The following is a 25,871-nucleotide window of genomic DNA, read 5'->3' on the forward strand; positions in this document are numbered from 1 at the left end:
CTGCCGGAGTGGGCCATGATCGCTCTGCTGCTGACCCTGATCTGCCTGCTCCTGCTGGGGCTGTCCGGCTGGATGTTCTATCACGGCGTGCGCAAGACCGAGCGTGAGCGAGTCCTCAGCCGCCTGGCCGAAGGACAGCCCGACCAGACGCCGCAGCGCCACTCATGGAACGGTCTGGAACGCGCCTTCACCCGTGCCGGCCTTGGCCAACCCGGCGAGCGCCTGGGGCTGTGGCTGGCGGCCTGGGCCCTGTGCATGCTGCTGGGCTATCTGCTGGCCGACTGGATCGGCCTGCTCGCTGGCGCCTTCGGGCCGCCCGTATTGCTGCGCCTGTACGTCAGCTGGCGCTACCAGCGCCGGCTCAAGCGCATGATCGAGCAATTGCCGCCCCTGCTGGATCACAGCGTGCGCAGCCTGAAATCCGGGCGCACCCTGGCGGATGCAGTCCTGGGGGCGATCGAATCCAGCAACGACCCGCTCAAGGAGGCCATGGGACGAATCCCGCGCAACGTGCAGCTGGGGGTCAACCTGCCAGAGGCGGTCAGCGACTTCGCCGAGCTCTACGATCAGGACGAACTGCGCATGTTCGCCCTCGGCTTGAAGGTCAACCACCGTTACGGCGGCAACGCCAGCGAGCTGCTGGAGAACCTGATCAAGCTGATTCGCGAGCGCGAGCAAGGTGCCCGGCAATTGAGCGCCATGACCGGGGAAACCCGCATGACCGCCTGGGTCCTGGGGGTCCTGCCATTGCTGCTGGTGGCGTATTTCATGCTGACCAATCCCGGCTACATGCTGGGCATGTGGCATGACCCCACCGGCCAGAAGATGCTGATCGCTGCCATCTGCCTGCAGATCTTCGGCTGCCTCGCGCTCTGGCGCATGCTGAGGAGTATCTGAGGTGTTGCTGCTGGCCGCCGTGCTCTTGCTCCTCGGAGCCATGCTGCTGCTGGGCAACGTCGTGCTCGAACAGCGTCGGCGCGAGCGCCAGATCGCCCAGCGACTGCAAGGCCACATGACCCGCGACAGCCGCCTGCGCAGCTGGCTGCGCCAACTGGGTGAAACCCGCTTTGGCCAGCGTGCGGTGAGCATGGACAGCGAAACCCAGACACTGCTCAACCGCCTGGGCTGGCGTCGTGCCAACCAGCGCTCGCTGTTCGCCGCCCTGCAACTGGCCACGCCGCTGGTGGTGGTCTGCCTGACGTTGTTCATCCAGGAAGTGGCTTACCCCCAGGCCGAAAACAAGTGGCTGCTGCCGATGCTCTCGGCCGGTGCCGGATACCTGCTGCCCAAGCGCGCCCTGGCCTACTTCGCCCAGCGCCGGCAGAAACACATCGCCCTGGAGATCTCCACCTTCATTCCCCTGCTGCGCATCCTGTTCGAATCGGGCATGGCCGTGGAACAGGCGCTGCGAGTCCTGGGCAACGAAGCGCAAAAACTGCTGCCGGAACTGACCCACGAGCTGCGCCTAATCCTCGCGCGGGTCGACTCGGGGCTGGAACTGGGCCAGGAGCTCAACCAGACCGCAATCCTGTTGGCGGTGGACGAGTTCACCGACACCTGCGTGATCCTCCAGCAACTGATCCTGCAGGGCGGTGGGGCGATGAAATCGCTGCAGGCGCTCAAGCAACTGCTCGATGACCGGCGCCTGACCCGCCTGCAGGAATACATTTCGAAAATGTCAGCCAAAATGTCGGTGGTGATGATGGTTTTTCTCTTCCCCGCCTTGTTGATCGTCCTGGCCGGGCCGGGCTTCACCGCCATCGCCCGGGCCTTCGCCTCCTAGGGGGAACTTGATGAAAGTACTGATCGCCACTGCCTGCCTGGCGCTGCTCGGCGGATGCGCCAGCAACGGCCAGACACCCTGGGCGGCACTGACCCATGACACCAGCTGCACCAAGCTCAGCTCCGAGCAGGAACTGGCGGTGAGCCTGGCCGACGACATGGCCAGCGAAGGCAAGCTGCACGCCAGCCTGGCCAACCTGCAAAACCTGCCAGACAACCTGGCCGAGGTCCGGGTGCGCAAGGCTCGGGTCTATCGCCTGCTGGGCCGCGGCGAAGCCGGACCGCTGTATCGCAGCCTGCTGGGCTCATGCCTGGCCGCCGAAGGCGAGCACGGCCTGGGCCAGCTGGCCGCCTCCGAGGGCGACAATGGCCAGGCCCAGGCCCACCTGCAACGGGCCGCGCGCCTGGCACCGACCAACGAGAAGATCCGCAATGACCTGGGGGTGGTCTACCTCAACCAGCTGCGGCTGGAGGATGCCCGCTTCGAATTCCTCACCGCCATCGAGCTCAAGCAGTCCGACCCGCTGGCGGCCATCAACCTGGTGACCCTGCTGCTCTACCAGGACAACTGGAAACAGGCCTCGCAAGTGCTCAGCCAGGCGAGCCTGAGCCCGCAACAGTTCGCCCAGGCCCAGGCCCGCGCCGAAGAGCTCAAGGCCCTCGCGCCACCCCGCGCCAAGGTGACCCAGGTGGCCAGCGGTTCGGCTGGCTTGCAAGCCGATGCCTCGCCCGTCAAGGAGCACTGATGATGAAACTGCCCATGCTGTGCTGTGCTGTCCTGCTGGCCCTGCCCCTGGCGGCCCAGGCCATCGACCCCGGCCCGGCCTCGCCCCAGCAGCAGGAAACCGAGGGCTGGCTGCTGCTGCAAAGCCGCAACCTGGCGGCCTCGCCACAACCGCAGACCGCCACCGCCAGTGAACGAGAGCTGGCGCTGCAACGCTGGCTGAAGAAATACAAGTACGAGATCCCGGATTTCTATGATCCGGATGTGGGCGGCAAGATAGAAACCAACAAGTAGGCCCGTGGCAGGAACGGCGGTGGATGCTCCACCGCCTGCAGCTCAGTGCTCCGTCATGCGCTGGCGCAATCCCGAACTGCTCGGCGACAGGGCCAGGGCCAGTTGCGTGCGGTTGTGCATGTGGGTCAGGCGCAACACCTGGGACACATAGAGCTTGACGGTGTTTTCGGTGATCCCCAGTTCGCAGGCGATCTGGTAGTTGGTCTGGCCCTTGCCGACCAGACGGGCCACATCCAGTTGCCGGGGCGAGAGCTGGTTGAAGATCGCCGGAATCTCGATGGCGTCCGCGTCGGAGGCGGATTCGCCCGGGTTGGCCTGACTGGAGGCTGGGGTGCGCCGGACCTTGTCCAGGTCCTGGTAGAGGTCGTCGATGGATTCCGAAAGGAACTGCAGCTTCTGGTTCAACTGCCCCAGGTGCAGGTTCTTCTGCCGCTCCTGCAGGGCCAGTTCCTGGCGTTGCAGGCCTTCGAGCAGTTCATCCAGGTCGATGGGCTTCTGGTAGTAGTCGGCAACCCCGATGCGCAGGGCCTTGATCACATCCTGCTTGTCGGACTGGCCGGTCAGCATGATGGCTTCGAACACTCGGTGCTTGCCGGCGATGCGTTGCAGTTCCTGCACCAGTTCGATGCCATCCAGGTCGGGCATGTGCAGGTCGAAGAGCACCAGGGCGATCTCCGGGTCCTTGCCGAAGCTGTCCATCGCCTCGCGGCCGGACTGGCAAGGTACGCAGCGATAGCCGCTGTTTTCGAGGAATTCGCAGAGCTCTTCGACGATCAGGGGTTGATCGTCGACCACGAGCACTTTCATCGGTGAGGTGAGCTTGTTCACGTGCTACTCCGTGCGGGCCCGGCACTGACCGGCCACTCCTGTGTGCCTAGCATGATCCGGGCCGCTAAGCTAAAACCTAGACCTACTTTCCGACTATGTACATAGCATTAAACGGCCCGGCGACTAATGGGCCACCATCACAGTTAAGACCATTCCAGCCAGGACAAAGGGGGCGAAGGGGTATTTTTTTGACGGGATGTTGCCAGCGGCTTTTCCGGGAGGACCAAGTGCCTGTTTAACCTGGCTGCCAAGCCTTGACAGCAACAGCCACAGCAGGCTGCACAGCCCTGCGCCGATGAAGGAGCCCAGCAGGTACTGGAGATCGGACGCCAGCCCCAGGGCCGCCATCAGCTTTACATCCCCAGCCCCCATCTTGCCCATTGCATACCCGGGCAGGGTCAGCAGCAGGGCCAGCAACAGGGCCCAGCCACCCTCGGCGGGGGCAGCGCCCAGCCAAGTGTGACCGGTCCACAGCAGGTACAGACCGGCGAGCAGCCCTGCGCCCAGGGTCAGGATATTGGCGATCTTTCGCTGGCGCAGATCCTGCGCCGCACAGATTGCCAACCAGAGCCAGAAAACCAAGAAATGCATTGGCCAGAACAGTCCTTTTCAGCGGTTTGATCCTATGCTCAATGAACATAGCGGTTGTCAGGGTAGACGCACTCATGAAACCGGGCCTCCCTAGAAAACAGAAAGGCGCTGCAGCGATAGAGTTCGCGGCGGTGTTCGTGATCTTCCTGGCGGTGTTCTATGGCCTTGTCAGCTATAGCGTGCCGCTGTTGATGATGCAGTCCTTCCACCAGGCCACCGCCGAGGCGCTGCGCCGGGCGGTGATGGTCGACCCCAGCACACCGAACTACGCCACCACGGTGCAGAACCTCGCCAACAGTGTGGTGCAGGCCCAGACCGCGTGGATCCCTCCGCCCTTCAACTTCGCCGCCACCGATTACAACTCGGTTTACGCCAATGGCGTGCTGACGGTGACCGTGAACTACTCCACCGACAAGCTGAACCAGGTGATGCCCCGGGTGGTCCTGCCGGTGATCGGCCCAGTGCCCAACCTGCCCGCCACCCTCACCGTCCAATCGAGTCTGCAATTTTGACTCCTGGCGACAAGCTCTTCGGGCGTTTTCTCGGTCGACCGCTGCCGGCCGGCGAGTCTGCATCCACAGAGGCGCCTGCCCAGGCCACCGGCCTGCTGCTGGTCCTTGATGTGGCAGGCCGGGTGTTGAGCATGGCCGGACCACTGCGCCATGCCCTGGCCCAGTTGCCGTCCGGCGCCGAGCTGCCCAGGCTGGTCGACTATGTGCTGCCGGGTACCACCCAGGCGCTCGAAGGCCGCCCGGCCGACTGGGGTGGCCAGGTGCTGGACTTGCAACTGCGCGGGCTGGCCGGCCAGACCCTGTACCTGCGCGGCGGGCTCCAGCAACACGGCTCGACCTGGCACTTGCAACTGCTGGACATCAGTGACCTGGTGCAGCAGCGCCAGCAATCCCTATGCCGCGAGCGCTGCCAGGTCTTCGCGGCCCAGAGCAATGAACAGCTGCGCCAGTGCGGCCTGGTACGCCTGCCGGAAGTGCTGCACGACCTGCTCGCCGACCTGGCGCACGCCTGGCACATCCCCTGCCTCGGCCTGGCGTTGCTGGACGAGCGGGAACAGAGCTGGATGATCCACAGTTGCTATCACGCTTACGACGCCCCCCAGCTGTGGCAGGACGGCCAGGCCCTGGGCACCGGCCTGGACAGCCTGAGCGGCAACACTCCACTGCGCCTGAACCAGATCCATGGGCTCAACGAGCACCCGCGCCTGCAGGCGATCTTCGCCCACCGGGAAGGATTCCTGGTGCCCTACCGCGACGACCACGGCGTCGCCGCCTGGCTGCTGTGCGGGGGCTACGCAGTACAGCGCCATGCGTCGGACCTGCTGGATCGCGACTGGCTGATGCTCACCGCCGCCCTCGCCGGCCCGTTGCTCGGGCGCTTGCGCGAGCAACGCCATCACTTGCAGATGGAGCGCCTGGATGCCTTGCAGGGCCTGCTGGGCGCCGGCTGGTGGGAGTTGCTCCCGGGCACGGCCGAGATGCAACTGGCCGGCCAGCTCGCTACCAGCCTGAACCTGGACGACGAGCATCACCGCCTGAGCGTCGAAGCCTGGCTGGAGCTGATCCATCCTGCCGATCGCTCCGAGCTGGCCAGCCGCCTGCAAGCCTTGAAGCTGGGCAAGCCGCTGCTGCTCTGCGTGCGCCTGCATCAGCGCGATCCCGCTGCCCCGGCGCTCTGGTACCGGGTGCAGGGCCAATCGCTGGGTCGGGGGGAGCATCAGCGGCTGGTGGGATTCATGCTGGACATCAGCGACATCAAGAACCAGCAGCAACAGGCCGCCGCGGCCCATGCCCGGCTCGACAACCTGATCGCCAGCTCGCCGGCGGTCATCTATGTCCAGCGCTACGTCGAAGGCGCACTGCAACCGAGCTTCTTCAGCGCCAGCCTGGAGCCCCTGCTGGGCTGGAGCCTGGAGGACTGCACCGACGACAGGCTGGTGCAATGGGTGCATCCCGAAGACCGTGACCTGTACTTCCAGCGTTGCCGCCAGTTGCTGCGCGAGGGCAGCGTGCACACCCGCTACCGCCTGCAGGGCCGCGATGGCACCTACCATTGGGTACTGGACGAAGCCCGGCTGCTGCGCGACGACCTCGGCCTGCCGGTGGAAGTCGTCGGCCTGTGGCTGGACGTCACCGAGGCGACGCTGGCCGCCGAACGGGTGCGCCAGAGCGAGGAGCGCTATCGGATCCTGGTGGAAGACTCACCGGCGATGATCTGTCGCTACCGCCCCGACCTGACCCTGACCTTCGGCAACCGTCCCCTGGCGGCCTACCTGGAATGCGCCGCCCAGGACCTGCCCGGGAGCAACCTGGGACAGTGGCTGTCGGCCGAACAACGCGAGGGCTTCGAGCACCGGATCAGGCTGCTGAGCCCGGAATATCCGGTGAGCACCGCGGAGATCAACCTGCAACTGCCAGGCCGCGAGCATGCCTGGTGGGTCTGGTCCGATCGCGGGGTATTCGACGACCAGGGCCAACTGCTGGAGATCCAGGCCGTGGGGCGCGACAACACCGAAGTCCGGCGCTCCCAGCAGCAGCTCACGCAAAGCGCGAAGATGGCCACCCTCGGCGAAATGGCCACTGGCCTTGCCCACGAGATCAACCAGCCGCTGAACGTGATGCGCATGGCCATCGTCAATGTGCTCAAGCGCCTGGGCAACGGTGACGTGCAGATCGACTACCTGACCGACAAGCTCAACCGCATCGATGCCCAGGTCCAGCGAGCGGCGCGGGTAGTGGACCACATGCGGGTATTCGGCCGGCGCTCGGAGGTGGAGCAGCAGCCCTTCAATCCGGCCCAGGCCATCGAGGGCACGCTGTCGCTGCTGGCCGAAGGCATGCGCGGCAAGGGCCTGGACCTGCGGATCAGCGAACTGGGGTTCGAGGTCCAGGTCGTGGGGTTCGTCGACCAGCTCGAGCAGGTCCTGATCAATCTCCTGGTCAACGCCCGTGATGCGCTGCTGGCCAGGCGCGAGGCCCAGGCCGACTTCAAGCCGTGGATCCGGGTGCACGGCCAGCGCGACGAACAATGGGTGCGCCTGTGGGTCGAGGACAACGGCGGCGGGATCGACCCACGCTTGCTGGACCGGATCTTCGAACCGTTCTTCACCACCAAGCCGGTGGGCGTGGGCACCGGGCTGGGGTTGTCGGTGAGCTACGGGATCATCGAGAACATGGGCGGGCGCCTGGGCGTGACCAATGGCCAGGAAGGCGCGCGCTTCTGCATCGAGCTGCCGATCGTCGATGCGGCTCAGATCACCAGGTAGGCCTTGCCGGTCTGGCCGCAGGTCATGTTGGCGCCCACATCGACACTCATCAGGTTGATCCCCAGGCCCGACAGCAGGTTGTTCAGCAACGGGTCCAGTAGCGGACTCAAGAGTCCGGTGATCACCGGCGTCAGCAGGTTGGTGACCCCACTGATGGCCGACGCCAACCCAGTGACGATAGTGCCCAGCGGATTGCCATTGACCGGCTTGTAGACCACCAGATTGATGCCCGCCAGGGTTCCGGCCAGGCTGCCGACCACATTGCTGGTAGGGGCCGCCGTCTGGTAGCTCGGTGTCTGGTTGACGTTGGGCGGCACCGGATAGGGTGATGCAGAACTGGAGTACACCAAGTCCTGGTCGGTCCGCCCCACTTTGGAGTCGACCATGATCGCGATCCCGCCACCGGCATAGTGCACCACCGGATCGCAACGCCCTGGCAGCACCAGGAACTGGTAGCACGTGCGGATGCCCAGATCCACCAGAGGTAGCGGTGTCACCGTAGGCTCGGCGGAGGAGGAAAAGGCATTGGTGGGGTCGATCTTCCCGACTTTCAGGTCGGCCAGGGAACTGGTGGTGTGCACGGTCAGGCTCTTGGTTGCACTGTTGCCATTCACCGGGCAACTGTAATCGGTGACATAGGCGCTGGCTCCCCCGGCATCCAGGCTCAGGTCGATCTCAGAGGAAGGTGCCAGGTCGGGATACAACTGCTCGCACCCAGCACCCAGCAGGCACAAGGCCGAGCCAAGGGTCTGCACCAGGTTCAGGGTCAGCAGGCTGTTGAGTACCGGCGTCAACGGAGCCACCAGATTCCCCACCGCCGAGCTCAAGCCCGAGACCAGCGGCAGCGACAAGTTGATCCGTATCAGGGTCCGCACTTGCGCCGTGCGTACATAGATCCGGTTGGGGCCGGTGGGGTTGGCCCTGGCCAGCGCCGGGTTGCCGATGGCCGACAACTGCGGTGGCTCGATGACCTTGGTTTGCACAGTTATATTGGCCAGGCCCAGGACGTTGACCGGCACGACGGCGGCCACCGCACTGTTGCTGTTAGACAGCTGGATCATGGCCTGCAGCAGCTGGAACAGCTGCACGCTGGCATTGAGCGCCGTGCTGGGCAGGCCGGTCTGCAGCTTGAGGATATCCCCCAGCTTCAGTGGTGCGGCATTGAGCGCGGCGATCTGCAAGTTGCCCAGCGCCGTGAGGATCTCGGCCGTCGCCCCGTTGGCCTGGACCACCGTGATCGCCGCCTGGATCAGCTTGGTCAGGGTGGTGGTGGTGCTGAGCAACTGGGTGTAGTTGCCCGCCGCCACATTGAGGTTGATCGCCAGCTGGTCGAGGTAGCTCAGCAGATTGACGTTGGTATTGAGCAAGCCGTTCCAGCCCACCGCCGTCAGGTTCAGGCTGCCCCCCAGCAAGCCACCCACCAGCGGGTTGAGAATGCTCGATTGCGCGGTATTGATCGTACCCAGGGTGCTGCGAATGCTCAGTTGCGCGACGGGCGGCGTCGGTGCCGCCGCCACCGCCGTGGCGCCAAGCTGGGTGGTGAGGTTGACCGGGCCCGGGGAGAACAGCGCGATGATTCCCCCCGCCAAACTGATGGGAACGGTATTGGTCACGGTGACGCGGACCGCGACCGACTGCGTGGGATCGACGGTGAAACTGCGCAGGCTGTTGGCTCCCGTTGCCAGGGAACCGCAGGCGGTGGCCAGGGTGCTGCCGGTGGCGACGACGAAGCCGTTGCGAACGGCATTCTGGGTGGCGTAGGCGGCGGCAGTCAGGCCGGCCTGGCAGGTGCCACCGCGACTGACCGCCTCCAGGGCCGCGTTGTCGGCGACCCGCTGCAATTTGCGCTGTTCCAGGTACAGGCGGCCGCTGTCCACCACCACCAGCATGAACAGCAACGCCAGGCCAAAGGTGATCGCCGCCATCAGGCCGATGGCGCCACGCTGGCGGGCAGGACCGGAAAACCGCTTGAGGGCAGACATCGAGGCACTCCTTTACCGACACGCAGCCGTGGGCTATCTCCATCGATGCAAAGCAGTGTAGCCAAGGTCCGAAGCCGGCGCTGGCACGGTGCCAGCCCGGCTGACTGACGGCGCCCGCTAGCGGGGCGGGTAGTTCTGCAGGATGCGCGTCACCGTCGCACGAACTGCAGCAGCACGGTCGGCGGGATTGGGCGAACTGCTGAGCAACTGCTCGTCACTGCCGCGCCATACCAGCTTGCCGTCCTTGCCATCGAGCAGATCGACCTGGAGGGTCGCCACCTTGTAGGTGATGTTGCGGGTCTCGTTGTACGCAGGTCCACCCCAGTAGCCATTCCACGGACCACCCCAGCCCCCGCCATAGTTGGTGGTGACCTGCTGCTGGCGATCCTCGACGATCAGGTAGGCCTGCACGTTCAGGTCGGCCCGGGCCCCACCCGCTGCCGGGCGCAGGCCGCGCTGGTCCAGTTGCTCGGCCACGGCCTGGCGGATGCGCTGTTCGGTCAGGTCACTCCTGATCCGCGGATCATCCGGGCGGTATTGCAGCGCAGGTTCCTTCCAGCTCCAGCTGCGGTAGGCGCCAAAGTCCCGGCTGGCGTCGAAGTCATGGTTGACCTGGTTGGCGGCGCAGGCGCTGAGCAAGGCGGCACACACCAGTAACGCGATTCGATGGAACATGTCGTTTCTCCGCTTTGAAGTCAGAACCCGGCCTAGCTGGGAGGATAGGCCGCCATGGCCTTCTGCACCGCTTCGCGCAGTGCATCGGCGCGCTCACCCAAGGTGCCGCTGCTGCTGGTCTCGGCACTGGTGCTCCACACCGGCTGTCCCGTGCCGGCGTCGAACAGGTCGACCCTGACCACCACCACTTCCACTTCATAGGTACGCACCACCGGTGCGCTGCCGTACATGCCGTAGCCCGGCCCGTAGCGGTGACGGCGATCGTAGTCGCTATAGCCGCCGTAGCCACCATAACCGTAGTCATCCCGGACCTGGCGCAGGCGTTTTTCCAGGCGCAGGTCGGCGCTGACCCACAGGTCGGCCGGCCGCTGGTCATGCAAGGGTCGCAGGCCACGCTGGTCCAGGGCGCCGCTGACCGCTTCGGCGACCTGTGCCGAATCGGCCCAGGCCGTGCCAGCGGGCAATCGCCCATTGAGCCAGCCCCAGCTGCGATAGCGACCGTAGTCCCGGGGCGGTGCCGGATAGGCGCTGCGGTCAAAGGTGGTGGCCGCCTGCGGTGGGGCCGGCGGCAACGGCCTGGAACTGGCGACATAGGGGTTGCTGCCCTGGCAAGCAGCGAGCCCCGAACACAGGAGAAGCAGACCCAGGCGGCGTTTCATCAGGTACTCCGTCAGACTGGCCGGCACAGCCAATGCAGATAACGCCCAAGCCCGGCGAGACTTGGGTGTCGGCGATGAGCCAATTCCATCTCCAGAAGATCTGTCAGCTCGGCACGAGACTGGAACTCCACGGGCATGTAGTCGTGGAATACCCGGACCCCGCTCTGGGCTTCGACTCGCCACTTGCCCTCAAGTTGCGCCGCCAGCTCGCGAGGATCAAGAGGTTGTTGCGGGGTCAGGCTCTGTTTCTCGCCCGCCATGTCGTTCTTGCGCAGCTTGCGAAAATGCCCCTTGAGCAGGTTGCGGTAGACCAGGGCGTCGCGGTTGTAGAACGCCAGGGACAACCAGCCATCGGCGGCAGTCAGTTGGTGCAGCACCGGCAGGATCGAATGGGGCTCGGCCAGCCACTCCAGCACCGCATGGCAAAGCACCAGGTCGTAGGACTCGGTCAGTTGCCCCAGCAGTTCCTGCCAGGGCGCCTGGATGAAGGTGGCCTGCTGGCCCGCCTCGGCAAACCTTTGGCGGGCGCCTTCGAGCATGGGCGCGGCGGGTTCGGCCAGGGTCACCTGGTGACCATGCTGCGCCAGCCACAGGGACATGTGCCCCAGGCCGGCGCCGATATCCAGCACGCGCAACGGGCGCTCGGGCAGCGCCTCCTTGAGATCGGCCTGGAGCACCGCAAGACGGATCGCCCCCTTGGCGCCGCCATAGATCTTCTCGGCGAAACGGGTGGCCAACTGATCGAAATGCCGGTCGCTCATGAGCAGAACCGCCGTTCGCTGTCCGCCAGCTTGCTGCGCACCACCTGGTCCATGTCCAGCCCCAGCTCGCTGCACAGCAACAGCAGGTAGAGGACGATATCGCCAACTTCCTGCCCGGCATGGGCCAGCTTGTCCGCCGGCAGCTGGCGCGACTGGTCTTCGCTCAGCCACTGGAAGATTTCCACCAGTTCGGCCATCTCGACGCTGGCGGCCATGGCCAGGTTCTTCGGGCTGTGGAATTGCCGCCAGTCGTTGTGGTCACGGATGGCGTGCAGGCGTTGGGTCAGTTGCTCTAGGTTCATCGGGGTCTCCTGAAGGCGTATAGCTTCCGGGGGATGAGCGTGGGACGCAAGAGCGCTTTCGCCAGCAAGCCGGCTCCTACAGAATGTGCAGCCCCTGGCAGCTTCTATGCTTGATAGGGAACTCGCTGCGGATATTCAGGGCCCAAGGTTGACCTCGGGCACCCGCCCCCTCTTTCATCAGGACGCAAACATGCAGGTAGAAAGCTTCTTCGAATGGCTCGGCCAGGCCATCGGCTCGGTCATCCGCTTTATCGTCGACCTGCTCAGCGGGTTGTTCAACACCCTGACTCACGCCGGGGGCAACTTTGTCGACGGCCTGGCCCAGGCCCTGGGCATGGACACGTCGATCATCAGCATCATTGCGCTGATCATCGGCCTGATGTTCCTGTATTCGGCGATCCGCGCCTTCATGCGCGCCTCGATCATCCTCGGCATCATCTGGCTGGTGCTTGGCCTCTGGCTGTTGAGCTGGATCATTCACTGATCCCCTCGCGCGCCCCGGCGTCCACAGGCGCCGGGTACAATGCCCGCTCTCGCAAGGAGCCTGCATGTCCCCCCTGATTTCCGATTGGCGTCACCGTCCCACCCATCGTCGTGTCTGGGCCCTGGCCGCGCCGATGATCCTGTCGAACATTTCCGTGCCCCTGGTGGCCCTCGTGGACAGCACGGTGATCGGCCACCTGCCCCATGCCCACCAGTTGGGCGCAGTCGCAGTAGGCGCCAGCCTCTATACCTTTCTCGCCTGGGCCATGGGCTTCCTGCGCATGGGCGCCACCGGTTTCGCCGCCCAGGCCGCCGGCCGCAGCGACGGTGCGGCCCTGCGACAAGTGCTGCTCCAGGGCTTGCTGCTGGCGCTGGGCCTGGCCCTGCTGCTGGGGATCATCGGCGTGCCCCTCAGCGGTGTCGCCCTGCACCTGATGCAACCCTCGGCGGACCTGGACCAGATGACCCGCGCGTTCTTCCATACCCGCCTGCTGGGCCTGCCCGCGGCCCTGGCCAGCTTCGCCCTGGTGGGTTGGTTCCTGGGGACCCAGAACGCGCGGGCACCGCTGGCCATCCTGCTCAGCACCAACCTTGTGAACATCGCCCTGAACCTGTGGTTCGTGCTTGGCCTGGACTGGGGAGTCGTGGGGTCGGCCAGGGCTTCGGTGATCGCCGAGTGGACCGGGGCCCTGGTGGGCCTGGCCATGACCCGTCCGGCCCTGCGCGCCTACCCCGGGCAGATCGCCTGGGCAGCCCTGCGCCGCTGGCAGAGCTGGCGCCCGCTGCTGGCGGTGAATCGCGATATCTTCATCCGCAGCCTGGCCCTGCAGTCGGTGTTTTTCCTGATCACCGTGCAAGGCGCACGCCTGGGCGACGCCACGGTCGCGGCCAATGCCCTGCTGCTCAATGGCCTGCTGCTCACGGCTCACGCCCTGGACGGCCTGGCCCATGCGGTAGAGGCCCTGTGCGGACACGCCATCGGTGCCCGCGACCCGCGCACCCTGCGCCGCTCACTGGTGGTGGCCGGCGGCTGGTCACTGCTCGCCAGCCTGGGCTTCACCGTGCTGTTCCTGCTGGCAGGGCATCTGTTCATCAACATGCAGACCGACATCACCGACGTGCGCCAGACCGCCTTCATCTACCTGCCCTATCTTGCCGTGCTGCCCTTGATCGCGGTCTGGAGCTACCTGCTGGATGGGCTGTTCATCGGCGCGACCCGAGCCCGCGAGATGCGCAACGCCATGCTGCTCACCGTGCTCCTGCTGCTGCCTTGCGCCTGGGCCCTGCAGGGCCTGGGCAACCATGGCCTGTGGTTGAGCTTCCTGCTGTTCATGCTGCTGCGCAGCCTGACCCTGGGCGCCTTCGCCTGGCGCCTGGAGCGCACGGACGGCTGGTTCGCCAAGGTCCATTGAGGCGCTCTGCAAGCGCGAGCCCAGGCACAAAAAAACGCCGTTTCCCCTGACAGGGAAACGGCGTTCTTCATGGGCCTTCGGGCATCGCCAGGGATGCCCCCGGCGTCAGGACGACAGGTAGGACGAGCGGGTCAGGCCCAGGCGCAAGGCATCCAGGTACTGGGTACGCTCGGCGGCGCTGATCCTGGCGCTGGCCACCTTGTCGCGGTAGTGGGTCATCAGCTCCTCGGGCGACAAGTGCACATAACGCAGCATGTCTTCGATGGTGTCGTGGGTCTCGATGCCAGCGTGGTACACGCTGCCATTGGCCCGCTGGTAGATGTTCACCGAATCGGTGTCACCGAACAGGTTGTGCATGTCGCCGAGGATTTCCTGGTAGGCACCCACCAGGAAGATGCCCAGCAGGTAGTCCTCGCCTTCGTTGACCGAATGCACCGGCAGGCTGGTCTCGATGCTCTGCTCGTCGACGTACTGCTTGATCTTGCCGTCGGAGTCGCAGGTCAGGTCCTGCAGCACCGCGCGGCGCAGCGGCTCTTCGTCCAGGCGGTGCAGCGGCAGGATCGGCAGGACCTGGCCGATGGCCCAGGTGTCCGGCAGGCTCTGGAACACCGAGAAGTTGCAGATGTACTTGTCGGCGAGCTTGTCGTTGAGTTCGTCCAGCACCTGGCGGTGGGAGCGCTGGCGGGCCTTGAGCGAGTTGTGCAGGCGACGGCACACGGCGAAGTAGCATTGCTCGGCCAGGGCTTTCTCGGCCAGGGTCAGCTTGCCATCGGCATACTGCGCGGCCACGTCGCTCATGTAATGGGTGGCACGCCAGTAGGTCTCGGTGACCATCTCGATGTCGGTCGGACCCAGCAGGTCCACCAGCCATTGCACGGTTTCCGGCAGCTCTTCCTTGTTTTCCACCGCCGGCACGTCGTCGTTGTGTTTCTCGACGTCGGTGACCTGTACCACCAGCATGGCGTGGTGGGCGGTCAGGGAGCGGCCGCTCTCGGAGAAGATGTTGGGGTGCGGCAGGCTCTGCGCATCGCAGAACTCCTTGAGCATGCCCACCACGACGCCGGCGTAGTCATCCATGTCGTAGTTGATGGAGCTGGCATTGCGCGAGTGGGTACCGTCGTAGTCCACGCCCAGGCCACCGCCGACGTCGATGTGGTCCACCGGCAGGCCGAGGTTGCGCAGCTCGCCGTAATAGCGGATGGCTTCCTTGAAGCCGTGCTGATAGTCGGCCAGGTTGGCGATCTGCGAACCCATGTGGAAGTGCAGCAGGCGAATGCCCTGGTCCAGGCCGGCATCGCGGAAGCGCTCCACCACCGACAGCAGTTGCGCCGCCGACAGGCCGAACTTGGATTTCTCGCCCCCAGTGTCGGCCCACTTGCTCGAAGCCAGGGACGACAGGCGTACCCGCAGGCCGACTTGCGGCTTGACCTTGAGCGAGGCCGCTTCCTCGATCACCAGGCCCACTTCGGACTCTTTCTCGATGACGATGAACACGTTGTGGCCCAGCTTCTGGCCCATCAGCGCCAGGCGGATGAACTCGCGGTCCTTGTAGCCGTTGCAGACGATGGTGCCGCCCTTGGGCGCCAGGGCCAGGACAGCCAGCAACTCAGGCTTGGAGCCGGCTTCCAGGCCAATGGAAACGTTCTGGGTCGCGATGATGTTCTCGATCACCGCCTCCTGCTGGTTGACCTTGATCGGGTACAGGGCGGTGTACTTGCTCTGGTATTCAAGGCGCGCGATGTTGGCGTCGAAAGCGCCGGTCAACTGGCGCACGCGGTCCTGGAGGATGTCCGGGAAACGCACCAGCAACGGCAGGGACAAACCACTTTTGCGCAATTGCTCGACCTGTTCGAACAGATCGATGGGCAAGCTGCTTGGACCGTTCGGGCGAACTTCGACGCGACCGGCGTCATTGATCGCGAAATATCCGGCCCCCCAATGGCGAATCCCGTAAACACTGCGGCTGTCCGCAACTGTCCATTGGCTGCCATCGTCTTTGCGTGTGCGTCGTACGGACATCGAAGTCCCCTATGAAGAAGTCATGAAGCGCCTCCCCGATCCGGGGCCGGCGCAGTCTAAAGAATGAAAATGACGATTAGCCTGCAAGCGCAATAGACCACGCCGGCAGGACCGAGTTTAGAAACCGTTCATGAACAGGCTCTGTGAAAACCATGGAGATGACGCCAGCGGCCCGAATCGATCAAGGCAGCGTCCAGTCACAGGTGGTTTTCACAGAGGCTGCTAGCCGCCGGACTTCTTCGCCTTGAAACCGCGAGTGACCAGTTCCGCCAAGAGTAGCTCGACGTGATCGCCCTGGATCTCGATGACGCCGTCCTTCAAGGCACCACCGGTCCCGCAGCGTTTCTTCAGCGCCGTGGCCAGTTCCTTGAGGGCGTCTTCGGCCAGGGGCACGCCGGTGATGGTGGTCACCGTCTTGCCGCCACGGCCCTTGCTTTCGCGGCGCACGCGAGCAATGCCGTCGCCGGCCGGAATCACGGTTTGTTTGCAGATACAGGCGGCCACCGGCTGGCTACAGTCCGGGCAATGTCGACCTGCGTCGGTGGAAAACACCAGGCCACCAAGGGCGGCGAAGGATGCGGCTTTTTTGGCCACCGGCAATCCTCTTGGGAGGACAAAGACTGGTCGGGGCACATGGCGGTGCCGCCGACCGCGAAGCCCCACTCAGGCAGGGGCAGCGCTACTGGCCGGCGGCCCTTGTGGAGGCAGCGCTGGCTCAGCTTGAAAAGTCGCGCAGTGTAACGGCAAAAAGCCGGCTTGCTAAGAGCCAATCAGCGCCAATTTATGCAACTTTAGCGACGTCGCGCCAGATAGCGTTGCAAGGCGGCCAGGGAGTCCGGGCAATAGGGCTTTTCGTGGATTTCCCGCAGCACCTGATCCAACGGAAGGAAGCGTGCTTCCAGCACTTCTTCGGGCTGCAGGCGCAGCGGACCGTCCCAGACCGCAGAGAAGGCCGAGCACCAGAGACGGTTGTCGGTGTCCTCGAAGAAAAAGTGGTCGTGGGCAGTCAGTTCTACCCCGCTCACCCCCAGTTCTTCCTCCAGTTCCCGGGCTGCCGACTCGGCATAACTTTCGCTCGCCAGGACCATGCCACCCGCTGCGACATCCCAGTAACCAGGGTAGATGGCCTTGCTCAGGGTGCGCCGGTGCACACACAGTTCACCGGCGGAATTGAACAGCATGATGTACGTACCCCGCCCGATCAGGCCGCGCTCGCGCAGCTGCGAACGGACCATGGCACCCAGCAGCTGGTCTTCGCCATCGACCCAGGCAATCTCTTCGGCGTCGGAAGCGGCTCGGTGAGCCGCCTCGTCGTAGGGGGTTGCAACCATGGTTCAGCCCTGATTGAGCAGTTGACGCAGATCGATGACCGCCGCGTTGGCCCGGGAAATGTAGTTGGCCATCACCAGCGAATGGTTGGCCAGCACGCCGAAACCGCCCCCATTGAGGATCATCGGGCTCCATACCGGCTCCTGGGAAGCCTCCAGTTCACGGATGATCTGGCGCACGCTGACGGTGGCGTTCTTCTTCGCCAGCACATCGGCAAAGTCCACTTCGATCGCCCGCAGCAGGTGCGACAGCGCCCAGGCTTGACCACGAGCCTCGTAGAACACATTGTCGATCTGCATCCATGGGGTTTCTTCGATTTCCTCGCCCACCTGCGGGACCTGGCCCGGGGCCGGGACTTCAGTCTTCAGCGCCGTGTTGAGCTTGACCCGGCCGACGCTGGCCGACAGGCGCTGGGACAGCGAACCCAGGCGCGTGCCCACGTCACCCAGCCAGTTGTTGAGGTTGTCGGCACGGGCATAGAACTGCGCGGTCTTCTGGTTCGGGTCGGACAGGCGCGCCTGGTAGCGGCTCAGGGAATTGATGCCGTCCTGGTATTCCGACTCGCTGGACGGCAGGATCCAGCTCTTGTTGTCGAAGTTGAAGCGCGGTTCGGCCTTGGCCAGGTCGGCGTCTTCGGCGGACTGCGACTGGGAGCGGGCGAAGTCCTTGCGCAGGGCGCGGGTCAGGTCGCGGACCTGGACCAGGACCCCGTATTCCCAGCTGGGCATGTTGTCCATCCACAGGCCTGGGGGGAAACGGTCGTTGGAGATATAGCCACCCGGCTTGTCGAGCAAGGTACCGACCACGGTCTTGAGGGTTTCCACCGTGGTATAGCCCACCACCATCTGCCGCCCGTCCTTCTCGGCAGCGATCTGGGCATTCTGCTGGACCGGGAACAGCGCCGGCTCCTCGCTCCAGTACCAGCCCAGGGCACCGGTAACCAACAGGTACAGACCCAGCAAGGTCGCCAGGGCGCGGCTGAACAGCAGCGTCCCGAAATAGCTGCGTGTCGCCGACTTGGGTTGGGCTGCACGGTCCGGAGCGCTGTCTGCGCGATTCTTCCAATCCAGCATGGCTATATCCTTTCAATCACTTGGGTTCATCGATTCGACCGCTACCCTACTCCATCGTGCCTTGCCCTGGCGGGATAAATCTCCTGGCAACGGCGCGCCGTGCAATGATTGCGCATCAGACGGCCACTATAGATGAAGCACAGTCCACAGCCTATGCAGCCAGTCGATCGGAGCCCGGTCAGGTCGCTTTGCACATTATTGACGTACGACACTCATGCGAACCAAAAGTGGTGCTAGCATAGAGCCACCAGTCGATCTCAGCATGCACCCTAACTAGTAGTCAGGATATGACCGAGCCAGAAGACCCCAGCCGTGAGCGCCTCAAGCACCACTTTGCCCAGCGGGTAATTCATCAGGCACGGCAGATCCTTGAGATATGGCAGCGGCTGCAGCGCAGCGAATGGTCGTCCACCGACATGTCGGAATTGTGCGAGGCCAACCTGCGCCTGCTGCGTTTCGCCGAGCGCTTCGAACAGCCCGAACATACGCAGCTGGCCCGCAGCATCAGCCAGTCGCTGGAGGCCGTGGACGCCAATCGCGGACGCCTGAGCAGCAATCTGATCACCGATCTGAACCGCTTGATGCAGCGTCTGTCGCGCACCGGTCTGCGCCATGGCGACCAGCTGGAACAGACCTTCCTGCCGCCACTGCGCAAACCAATCTACGTGATGCTGCAAGATCATGACCGGGCCGAGCGCCTGGCCAAGCAACTGGAGTTCTTCGGCCTCAGCGCCCAGTCCCTGGACAGCATCGGCGCATTTCGCTCGTCCATGCTCGAGCGCCTGCCGGCGGCCATCGTCATCGACGTCGATTTCTGCAGCCCCGGTATGGGCCTGACCCTGGCTGCCGAGGCCCAGGTCGGCCTGGAACAGAAACTGCCACTGCTGTTCTTCAGCCTGCACGAAACCGACACTCCGACCCGCCTCGCGGCAGTGCGCGCCGGTGGCCAGGAATTTCTCACCGGCACCCTGGAAGCCTCCAGCCTGCTGGAGAAGATCGAGGTGCTGACCTGCGTCGCCCAGTACGAGCCCTATAAAGTGCTGATCATCGACGACTCCCGGGCCCAGGCCCTGCACACCGAACGCCTGCTCAACAGCGCCGGGATCGTCACCCGTACCCTGATCGAGCCGATCCAGGCCATGGCCGAGCTGGCGGATTTCCAGCCGGACCTGATCATCCTCGACATGTACATGCCGGCCTGCACCGGCACCGAACTGGCCAAGGTCATTCGCCACAACGACCGCTACGTCAGCGTGCCGATCATCTACCTGTCCGCCGAAGATGACCTGGACAAGCAACTGGACGCCATGAGCGAAGGTGGCGACGACTTCCTCACCAAGCCCATCAAGCCACGCCACCTGATCACCACAGTACGCAACCGTGCAGCACGAGCGCGCAATCTCAAGGCGCGGATGGTCCGCGACAGCCTGACCGGGCTGTACAACCACACCCACATCCTGCAACTGCTGGAAGACTGCTGTTTCCGCGCCCGCCGCGAAAACAAGCCGCTGAGCTTCGCGATGCTGGACATCGACCACTTCAAGCGGGTCAACGACAGCCACGGCCACCCCATGGGCGACCGAGTGATCAAGAGCCTGGCACTGTTCCTCAAGCAACGCCTGCGCAAGACCGACTTCATCGGCCGCTACGGCGGCGAGGAGTTCGCCATCGTCATGCCCGATACCGACCAGGACGCCGCCTGCCGGGTACTGGACGAGATCCGCCAGCGCTTCGCCGAAATCCACTACCCGGCCCAACCCCAGGACCTGTGGTGCACCTTCAGTGCCGGGGTGGTGCAGATGCAGGAAGACTCCGACAGCCTGATGATGGCCAGCCAGGCGGACGAGGCCCTGTATCGCGCCAAGCACAGCGGACGCAATCGGGTGCAGAGCGCTAGGCAATCAAGTCAAAGTGCCATCTTTTCATCCGACTCCACTGATTCGGTCATAACCCTGTAATACAAACGCAATAAATTCAGGCGCTTGCCATTCAAGTCGTTGGTAGAGCCCCGATGCGCCTGAAGTTGCTGACCAATCTCAATACCCTGCTGTTAGTTGCCGTGTGCCTGGCCCTGGGAGCGACACTCTGGTGGTCGCAACGCGCGCTGGAGCGACCCTATCTCCTGATGGAGCGCTACCTGGGGCTGTCCCAGCAGTTTCAGAACCAGGCAGCACGCAACATCGAGGATTACCTGGCCAGCGGCGATGCCCTGCGACTGAGCAGCGCCACCCAGGCCATCGAGACCCTGCAGGGCGCGTTGCCCGAACTGCCACCGCAACTGGCCCAGAGCCTGCGCCCGAGCCTGGCCGGCCTCGACGACTTCAGCAAGACCGACCTGCTGGCAGCGGGCAAGCTGGCCGGCGATCCCCAGGCCCTGCTGTTGCAAGCCGAACGCGAGCTGGGAGCCAACCTGGAACAGCTCAGCCAGTACGCCAGCGGCGCCAAGACCGCAGAAGCCGCGAACTACCTGCCTTTGCTGCTCACGGCCGCCCAGCACCTGGGCAAATTGTCCCTGGCCCGGGACAAGCTGGTCAGCAGCGGGCGCAGCGAACTGGCGGCCGACGTCGAGCGCGAGCTGAACAACATTCGCGCCCAGGCTGACCAACTCCAGGCGCTGCCTTTATTAGGCGTGGCGACCAGCAACGCATCGAGCACCGATGACTTTGCCGCCATGATGGGCCTGGAGAACACCCAGGAAAGTGTCGCCGAAGACGCTGGCATCGGCCTCAAGCGCGAGCTCCACAGCCTGCTCAGCCGCTACCCGGCAGAGCTGCAGCGCACCCGCGAGCAGATCCAGAAACGTGCCGACCTGAGCGCCGCGACCCTGCTGAAGATCACCGCCGTACGCCAGGCGATCGCCGAACTGGAACCGGCGGTCCGAGCCCAGCACGGACAGATCCAGGGCGAAGTGCGCTTGATGCAAGGACTGATGATCGGCCTGATCCTGCTGATTGCCCTGGTGATCGACACCCTGCAGCGCAAGCTGGCCCGGGTCCTGACCAACCTCGCCCCGGCGCTGTCGAACTGGGCCGAAGGCGACTTCAGCCGACCGATCCAGCTGGGCAAGACCAACCGCGAACTGCATGCCATCGAAGAATCCCTGAACCGCCTGCGGGCCTACCTCGTGGACCTGGTGGGGACCATTCGCCAGAACGCCGAACAAGTGGCTGGCAGCAGCCGGGCCCTGGCTGACCTGAGCACCGGCCTGCACAGCGGCGCCGAGCGCCAGGCTGGCGACACCGCGCAGATCCGCGATGCCCTGGGGGAACTGGAGGCCACCATCCAGCAGGTGGCCGGCGATGCCAGCCAGGCCGCGGATGCCAGCCGCAGCGCCGGCCAGGCTGTCCAGCAGGGGCAGAAAGTCATCGGCCTGAGCCTCACCGGTTTGCACGCGCTTGTCGGGGAAGTCCAGGGCAACGCACAGATGATCGAACACCTGGCGCAGGAATCGGCCACCATCGGCGGCGTGCTCACGGTCATCCGCTCCATCGCCGACCAGACCAACCTGCTGGCCCTCAACGCCGCCATCGAGGCAGCCCGCGCCGGCGAGATGGGCCGGGGTTTTGCCGTGGTCGCCGAAGAAGTGCGCTCCCTGGCCCAGCGTACCGCCGGCGCCACAGCCGAGATCCAGACCCTGATTGCCGGCCTGCAGACCGCCGCGCAGCAATCGGTACAGGGCATGCGCGCCCAGGTCGAGCACGCCGAAGCCACCGCCGGCCAGGCCCAGGCTGCCGACGGCGCACTGGACGAAATCGTCGGCGCGATCCAGACCATTGCCGATACCGCCGTGCGGATCGCGGACGTCACCGCCCAGCAGAGTGGTGCGGTCAGCGAAATTCGCGACCACAGCGAACGTATCCATCAACTGGGCGGCGACAACCTGCTGCGCATCGGCCAAGGTCGCGCCCAGGGCGAAAACCTGCTGGACCTGGGTGGCCAGTTGCACACTGCGGTACAGGCCTTCCGCGTCTGATCTCTTAGCCGCTGCCGCAGCTGCGCCCAGGTCCGCAGGGCCTGCAAACACCTTGAGATCGCCACGATCGGCAGCGGCCCACCTGAGCCACTCACCCCCAACATCGGCGAAACCTGCACCATCACCCACGCCGCCTCCGCTCCCGGGGGCAAATGACCAAATCCAGTCGCTCGGTCACATATTTCGCGTAAACATCGGTCATCGTGCTGGCTATTGCCGGGAACTGGACAGTCACAAAGTCTTTCCGGCATAGTCGCCGGGTTCTGACAACCGCCTCCGATAACAAGGAACAACCGATGGCCACCCTACTGGTTCTCCATGGCCCCAACCTGAACCTGCTCGGCACCCGCGAACCGGGCGTCTACGGTGCAACCACCCTGGCCCAGATCAACCAGGACCTGGAGCAGCGGGCCCGTGCCGGTGGACATCACCTGCAGTACCTGCAGAGCAATGCCGAGTACGAATTGATCGAGCGCATCCATGCCGCGCGGGATGAAGGCGTGGATTTCATTTTGATCAATCCAGCAGCTTTTACGCATACAAGCGTCGCATTACGTGACGCGCTGCTGGCGGTGAGCATCCCATTCATCGAAGTGCATTTGTCCAACGTGTACAAACGCGAACCTTTCCGCCATCACTCCTACTTTTCCGACGTTGCGGTGGGAGTGATCTGCGGCCTTGGCGCCAGCGGTTACCGACTGGCCCTGGAGGCTGCCCTGGAACAGCTTGAAAGACCGGCAATAGCTTGAACAACAAGCGTTAAACGCCCCTGACCGACCCCTGGGAGTTGATGATTCATGGATATCCGTAAAGTCAAGAAACTGATCGAACTGCTGGAAGAGTCCGGCATCGACGAGCTGGAGATCAAGGAAGGCGAAGAGTCCGTACGCATCAGCCGTCACAGCAAGACTCCAGCCCAGCAATACTACGCACCGGCTCCGGTCGCAGCGCCTGTAGCCGCCCCTGCCGCTGCCGCACCAGCCGCCGCTGCTCCTGCCGCCCCGGCTGCGCCTGTGCTGAACGGCACCGTGGCCCGTTCGCCAATGGTCGGTACCTTCTACCGCAAGTCCTCTCCGACCTCGCCAGCCTTCGTTGAAGTCGGCCAGAGCGTGAAGAAAGGCGACACCCTGTGCATCGTCGAAGCGATGAAGATGATGAACCACATCGAAGCTGAAACCAGCGGTGTGATCGAATCCATCCTTGTCGAAGACGGCCAGCCGGTTGAGTACGACCAACCGCTGTTCACCATCGTTTGAACCGCGGAGAGTCTTTGATGTTGAAGCCTGCGAAGCTGGAAAAAGTCCTGATTGCCAACCGCGGCGAAATCGCCCTGCGGATCCTGCGCGCCTGCAAGGAAATGGGGATCAAGACCGTAGCCGTCTACTCCAAGGCCGACAAGGAGCTGATGCACCTGGGCCTGGCAGACGAATCGGTGTGCATCGGCCCTGCGCAAGCCGCGCAGTCCTACCTGCACATCCCGGCCATCATCGCGGCCGCTGAAGTCACTGGCGCCACGGCGATCCACCCTGGCTACGGCTTCCTGGCGGAAAACGCCGACTTCGCCGAGCAGGTGGAAAACTCCGGCTTCGCCTTCATTGGCCCGAAAGCCGAGACCATTCGCCTGATGGGCGACAAGGTGTCCGCCAAGCACGCCATGATCGCCGCTGGCGTTCCCACGGTCCCAGGTTCCGACGGCCCGCTGCCTGAAGACGAAGAGACCGCACTGCGCATCGGCCGTGAAGTCGGCTATCCGGTGATCATCAAGGCCGCCGGTGGCGGTGGTGGTCGCGGCATGCGCGTGGTGCACAAGGAAGAAGACCTGATCGCCTCGGCGAAGCTGACTCGCTCCGAAGCGGGCGCAGCCTTCGGCAACCCGATGGTCTACCTGGAGAAGTTCCTGACCAACCCACGCCACGTGGAAGTCCAGGTACTGTCCGACGGCCAGGGCAACGCGATCCACCTGGGCGACCGCGACTGCTCGCTGCAGCGTCGCCACCAGAAAGTACTCGAAGAAGCGCCGGCACCGGGCATCGACGAGACGGCTCGCCAGGAAGTCTTCGCCCGTTGCGTCAAGGCGTGCATCGACATCGGCTACCGCGGTGCCGGCACGTTCGAGTTCCTCTACGAGAACGGCCGCTTCTACTTCATCGAGATGAACACTCGTGTGCAGGTAGAGCATCCGGTTTCCGAGATGGTGACCGGTATCGACATCGTCAAGGAGATGCTCAGCATCGCCGCCGGCAACAAGCTGTCGTTCACCCAGGATGACGTGGTTATCCGCGGTCACTCCCTGGAATGCCGGATCAACGCCGAAGACCCGAAAACCTTCATGCCAAGCCCAGGCACGGTCAAGCATTTCCATGCTCCGGGCGGCAACGGCGTGCGCGTCGACTCGCACCTGTACAGCGGTTACGCGGTTCCACCGAACTACGATTCGTTGATCGGCAAGCTGATCACCTACGGGGCGACCCGTGACGAAGCCATGGCGCGCATGCGCAATGCGCTGGACGAAATCGTCGTCGACGGGATCAAGACCAACATCCCGCTGCACCGCGAGCTGACCCGTGACGAAGGCTTCTGCAAAGGGGGCGTGAACATTCACTACCTCGAGCACAAGCTGGCCGAACAACACTGATCGGCATTCGCCACACCGACAAGGCCGCTTTCGAGCGGCCTTGTCGTTTCCGCGGGAGCGAGGCTTGCCCGCCTGCCGCTGTCGTCTTCTGCCTCCTGCTCGCGTAAACTTGCGCGCTTCCCGTGGCCCACTAGGCTGCACATCACATATTTTCAAAGGTGCCCGCCATGCCTTGGCTGCAAGTCCGTCTCGCCATCAGCCCAGAACAAGCCGAAACCTATGAAGACGCTTTTCTCGAAGTCGGCGCCGTGTCGGTGACCTTCATGGACGCCGAGGATCAACCGATCTTCGAACCTGAACTGAACACCACCCCGCTGTGGTCCCACACTCACCTGCTGGCCCTGTTCGAAGGCGGCACCGAGGCCGCCAGCGTCCTGGCCCACCTCGAGCTGCTGACCGGCAGCCCACTGCCCGAACATCACAGCGAAGTCATCGAGGACCAGGACTGGGAACGCAGCTGGATGGACAACTTCCAGCCAATGCGCTTTGGCCAGCGGCTGTGGATCGTCCCCAGCTGGCACGCAGCGCCGGAACCGGAGGCCGTCAACCTGCTGCTCGACCCGGGCCTGGCCTTCGGCACCGGCACCCACCCGACCACCGCCCTGTGCCTGGAGTGGCTCGACGGCCAGGACCTGAAGGACTGCAACGTACTGGACTTCGGCTGCGGCTCGGGGATCCTGGCCATCGCGGCCCTGCTGCTGGGCGCCAAGCAGGCAGTCGGCACCGACATCGACGTCCAGGCCCTGGAAGCCTCCCGCGACAACGCCGGGCGCAACGGCATTGCCGACGAACTGTTCCCGCTGTACCTGCCCGAGCAACTGCCCCAGGTGCAGGCCGATGTGCTGGTGGCCAACATCCTCGCCGGCCCGCTGGTAGCCCTGGCGCCGCAGCTGTCGGGCCTGGTCAAGTCCGGCGGGCGCCTGGCGCTCTCGGGCATCCTCGCCGAACAGGGCGAAGAGGTGGCCGCAGCTTATGCCCAGGACTTCGATCTGGACCCGATTGCCACCCTCGATGGCTGGGTGCGCATCACCGGCCGTCGGCGCTAGAATGGCCGCCTGCATAATCCGGATGG

General features: G+C 64.4%; 25 protein-coding genes. 14 read left to right on the top strand and 11 right to left on the bottom strand.

Annotated features, from left to right (window positions below; all coding sequences use genetic code 11):
* The first annotated feature begins 15 nt into the window (after positions 1 to 15).
* The 4 genes from LGQ10_RS15670 to LGQ10_RS15685 are packed head-to-tail and all read left to right on the top strand — an operon-like array spanning position 16 to position 2,800.
* Positions 16 to 897 carry a type II secretion system F family protein gene (locus LGQ10_RS15670; RefSeq protein WP_058437340.1) on the top strand — a complete coding sequence of 294 codons (882 nt, stop codon included), beginning with the start codon at positions 16 to 18 and terminating at the stop codon, positions 895 to 897.
* Position 898: 1 nt separating this feature from the next.
* Complete coding sequence (locus LGQ10_RS15675) at positions 899 to 1,783, top strand: type II secretion system F family protein (RefSeq protein ID WP_058437339.1); 885 nt, start codon at positions 899 to 901, stop codon at positions 1,781 to 1,783.
* A gap of 10 nt (positions 1,784 to 1,793) precedes the next feature.
* Positions 1,794 to 2,528 carry a tetratricopeptide repeat protein gene (locus tag LGQ10_RS15680; RefSeq protein ID WP_058437338.1) on the top strand — a complete coding sequence of 245 codons (735 nt, stop codon included), beginning with the start codon at positions 1,794 to 1,796 and terminating at the stop codon, positions 2,526 to 2,528.
* Complete coding sequence (locus LGQ10_RS15685; protein ID WP_226522495.1) at positions 2,528 to 2,800, top strand: DUF3613 domain-containing protein; 273 nt, start codon at positions 2,528 to 2,530, stop codon at positions 2,798 to 2,800. The genes LGQ10_RS15680 and LGQ10_RS15685 overlap by 1 nt, the downstream gene beginning before the upstream one ends.
* Before the next feature lie 42 nt (positions 2,801 to 2,842).
* On the opposite strand, the gene LGQ10_RS15690 is transcribed toward LGQ10_RS15685, so the two are convergent.
* Both LGQ10_RS15690 and LGQ10_RS15695 read right to left on the bottom strand, forming a co-directional pair.
* Positions 2,843 to 3,628, bottom strand: coding sequence for a response regulator transcription factor (locus tag LGQ10_RS15690; protein ID WP_058438626.1), 786 nt, complete (start codon positions 3,626 to 3,628; stop codon positions 2,843 to 2,845).
* A gap of 123 nt (positions 3,629 to 3,751) precedes the next feature.
* Complete coding sequence (locus LGQ10_RS15695) at positions 3,752 to 4,219, bottom strand: prepilin peptidase (protein WP_058438628.1); 468 nt, start codon at positions 4,217 to 4,219, stop codon at positions 3,752 to 3,754.
* A 74-nt stretch (positions 4,220 to 4,293) separates the two neighbouring features.
* On the opposite strand from LGQ10_RS15695, the gene LGQ10_RS15700 reads away from it, so the two are divergent.
* Entirely contained in the window at positions 4,294 to 4,731 is a 438-nt protein-coding gene (locus tag LGQ10_RS15700) for a TadE/TadG family type IV pilus assembly protein (RefSeq protein ID WP_058438630.1), read from the top strand.
* Entirely contained in the window at positions 4,728 to 7,496 is a 2,769-nt protein-coding gene (locus tag LGQ10_RS15705) for a PAS domain-containing sensor histidine kinase (protein WP_226522496.1), read from the top strand. The genes LGQ10_RS15700 and LGQ10_RS15705 overlap by 4 nt, the downstream gene beginning before the upstream one ends.
* Here LGQ10_RS15705 and LGQ10_RS15710 read toward each other — a convergent pair.
* The 5 genes from LGQ10_RS15710 to LGQ10_RS15730 form a co-directional block, all read right to left on the bottom strand.
* A complete protein-coding gene (locus LGQ10_RS15710; protein ID WP_226522497.1) occupies positions 7,481 to 9,478 on the bottom strand; it encodes a pilus assembly protein TadG-related protein in 1,998 nt (665 codons plus the stop codon). The genes LGQ10_RS15705 and LGQ10_RS15710 overlap by 16 nt on opposite strands.
* 117 nt (positions 9,479 to 9,595) lie before the next feature.
* Complete coding sequence (locus tag LGQ10_RS15715; protein ID WP_058437609.1) at positions 9,596 to 10,153, bottom strand: DUF4136 domain-containing protein; 558 nt, start codon at positions 10,151 to 10,153, stop codon at positions 9,596 to 9,598.
* 32 nt (positions 10,154 to 10,185) lie between these two features.
* Positions 10,186 to 10,812: a DUF4136 domain-containing protein gene (locus LGQ10_RS15720; RefSeq protein ID WP_226522498.1), complete on the bottom strand. Its 627-nt coding sequence runs from the start codon at positions 10,810 to 10,812 to the stop codon at positions 10,186 to 10,188.
* Between the two features lie 11 nt (positions 10,813 to 10,823).
* Positions 10,824 to 11,573, bottom strand: a complete 750-nt coding sequence (locus LGQ10_RS15725; RefSeq protein ID WP_226522499.1) for a methyltransferase domain-containing protein — start codon at positions 11,571 to 11,573, stop codon at positions 10,824 to 10,826.
* Positions 11,570 to 11,875 carry a MazG-like family protein gene (locus LGQ10_RS15730; protein WP_058433631.1) on the bottom strand — a complete coding sequence of 102 codons (306 nt, stop codon included), beginning with the start codon at positions 11,873 to 11,875 and terminating at the stop codon, positions 11,570 to 11,572. The genes LGQ10_RS15725 and LGQ10_RS15730 overlap by 4 nt, the downstream gene beginning before the upstream one ends.
* Before the next feature lie 190 nt (positions 11,876 to 12,065).
* Between LGQ10_RS15730 and LGQ10_RS15735 the strand changes: the two genes are divergently transcribed.
* Positions 12,066 to 12,359: a hypothetical protein gene (locus LGQ10_RS15735; RefSeq protein ID WP_226522500.1), complete on the top strand. Its 294-nt coding sequence runs from the start codon at positions 12,066 to 12,068 to the stop codon at positions 12,357 to 12,359.
* Positions 12,360 to 12,423: 64 nt separating this feature from the next.
* On the top strand, positions 12,424 to 13,770 hold the full coding sequence (locus LGQ10_RS15740) for an MATE family efflux transporter (protein ID WP_226522501.1): 1,347 nt from the start codon (positions 12,424 to 12,426) through the stop codon (positions 13,768 to 13,770).
* A gap of 105 nt (positions 13,771 to 13,875) precedes the next feature.
* On the opposite strand, the gene speA is transcribed toward LGQ10_RS15740, so the two are convergent.
* From speA to LGQ10_RS15760, 4 genes are all read right to left on the bottom strand, one after another.
* The gene (gene speA, locus LGQ10_RS15745) at positions 13,876 to 15,789 is read right to left on the bottom strand and encodes an arginine decarboxylase (RefSeq protein ID WP_226522502.1); all 1,914 of its coding nucleotides are present in this window, start codon (positions 15,787 to 15,789) and stop codon (positions 13,876 to 13,878) included.
* A gap of 222 nt (positions 15,790 to 16,011) precedes the next feature.
* On the bottom strand, positions 16,012 to 16,383 hold the full coding sequence (locus tag LGQ10_RS15750; RefSeq protein WP_058433634.1) for a translation initiation factor Sui1: 372 nt from the start codon (positions 16,381 to 16,383) through the stop codon (positions 16,012 to 16,014).
* Positions 16,384 to 16,580: 197 nt separating this feature from the next.
* Positions 16,581 to 17,120: an NUDIX hydrolase gene (locus LGQ10_RS15755; RefSeq protein ID WP_226522503.1), complete on the bottom strand. Its 540-nt coding sequence runs from the start codon at positions 17,118 to 17,120 to the stop codon at positions 16,581 to 16,583.
* Positions 17,121 to 17,123: 3 nt separating this feature from the next.
* Positions 17,124 to 18,191, bottom strand: coding sequence for a DUF2333 family protein (locus tag LGQ10_RS15760; protein WP_058433636.1), 1,068 nt, complete (start codon positions 18,189 to 18,191; stop codon positions 17,124 to 17,126).
* Between the two features lie 287 nt (positions 18,192 to 18,478).
* Between LGQ10_RS15760 and LGQ10_RS15765 the strand changes: the two genes are divergently transcribed.
* The 6 genes from LGQ10_RS15765 (at position 18,479) to prmA (ending at position 25,845) form a co-directional block, all read left to right on the top strand.
* Positions 18,479 to 20,149: a response regulator gene (locus LGQ10_RS15765; RefSeq protein ID WP_226522504.1), complete on the top strand. Its 1,671-nt coding sequence runs from the start codon at positions 18,479 to 18,481 to the stop codon at positions 20,147 to 20,149.
* Positions 20,150 to 21,120: 971 nt separating this feature from the next.
* Entirely contained in the window at positions 21,121 to 22,164 is a 1,044-nt protein-coding gene (locus LGQ10_RS31565) for a methyl-accepting chemotaxis protein (protein ID WP_413247625.1), read from the top strand.
* 296 nt (positions 22,165 to 22,460) lie between these two features.
* The gene (gene aroQ, locus LGQ10_RS15775; RefSeq protein WP_058435673.1) at positions 22,461 to 22,913 is read left to right on the top strand and encodes a type II 3-dehydroquinate dehydratase; all 453 of its coding nucleotides are present in this window, start codon (positions 22,461 to 22,463) and stop codon (positions 22,911 to 22,913) included.
* A 48-nt stretch (positions 22,914 to 22,961) separates the two neighbouring features.
* A complete protein-coding gene (gene accB, locus LGQ10_RS15780; RefSeq protein WP_058435672.1) occupies positions 22,962 to 23,420 on the top strand; it encodes an acetyl-CoA carboxylase biotin carboxyl carrier protein in 459 nt (152 codons plus the stop codon).
* Positions 23,421 to 23,437: 17 nt separating this feature from the next.
* A complete protein-coding gene (gene accC, locus LGQ10_RS15785) occupies positions 23,438 to 24,799 on the top strand; it encodes an acetyl-CoA carboxylase biotin carboxylase subunit (protein ID WP_226522506.1) in 1,362 nt (453 codons plus the stop codon).
* Positions 24,800 to 24,966: 167 nt separating this feature from the next.
* Complete coding sequence (prmA, locus tag LGQ10_RS15790) at positions 24,967 to 25,845, top strand: 50S ribosomal protein L11 methyltransferase (protein ID WP_226522507.1); 879 nt, start codon at positions 24,967 to 24,969, stop codon at positions 25,843 to 25,845.
* The last annotated feature ends 26 nt before the right edge of the window (positions 25,846 to 25,871 follow it).

Origin of the sequence: Pseudomonas sp. L5B5 (genome assembly GCF_020520285.1) — a bacterium.
Taxonomy (GTDB): domain Bacteria; phylum Pseudomonadota; class Gammaproteobacteria; order Pseudomonadales; family Pseudomonadaceae; genus Aquipseudomonas.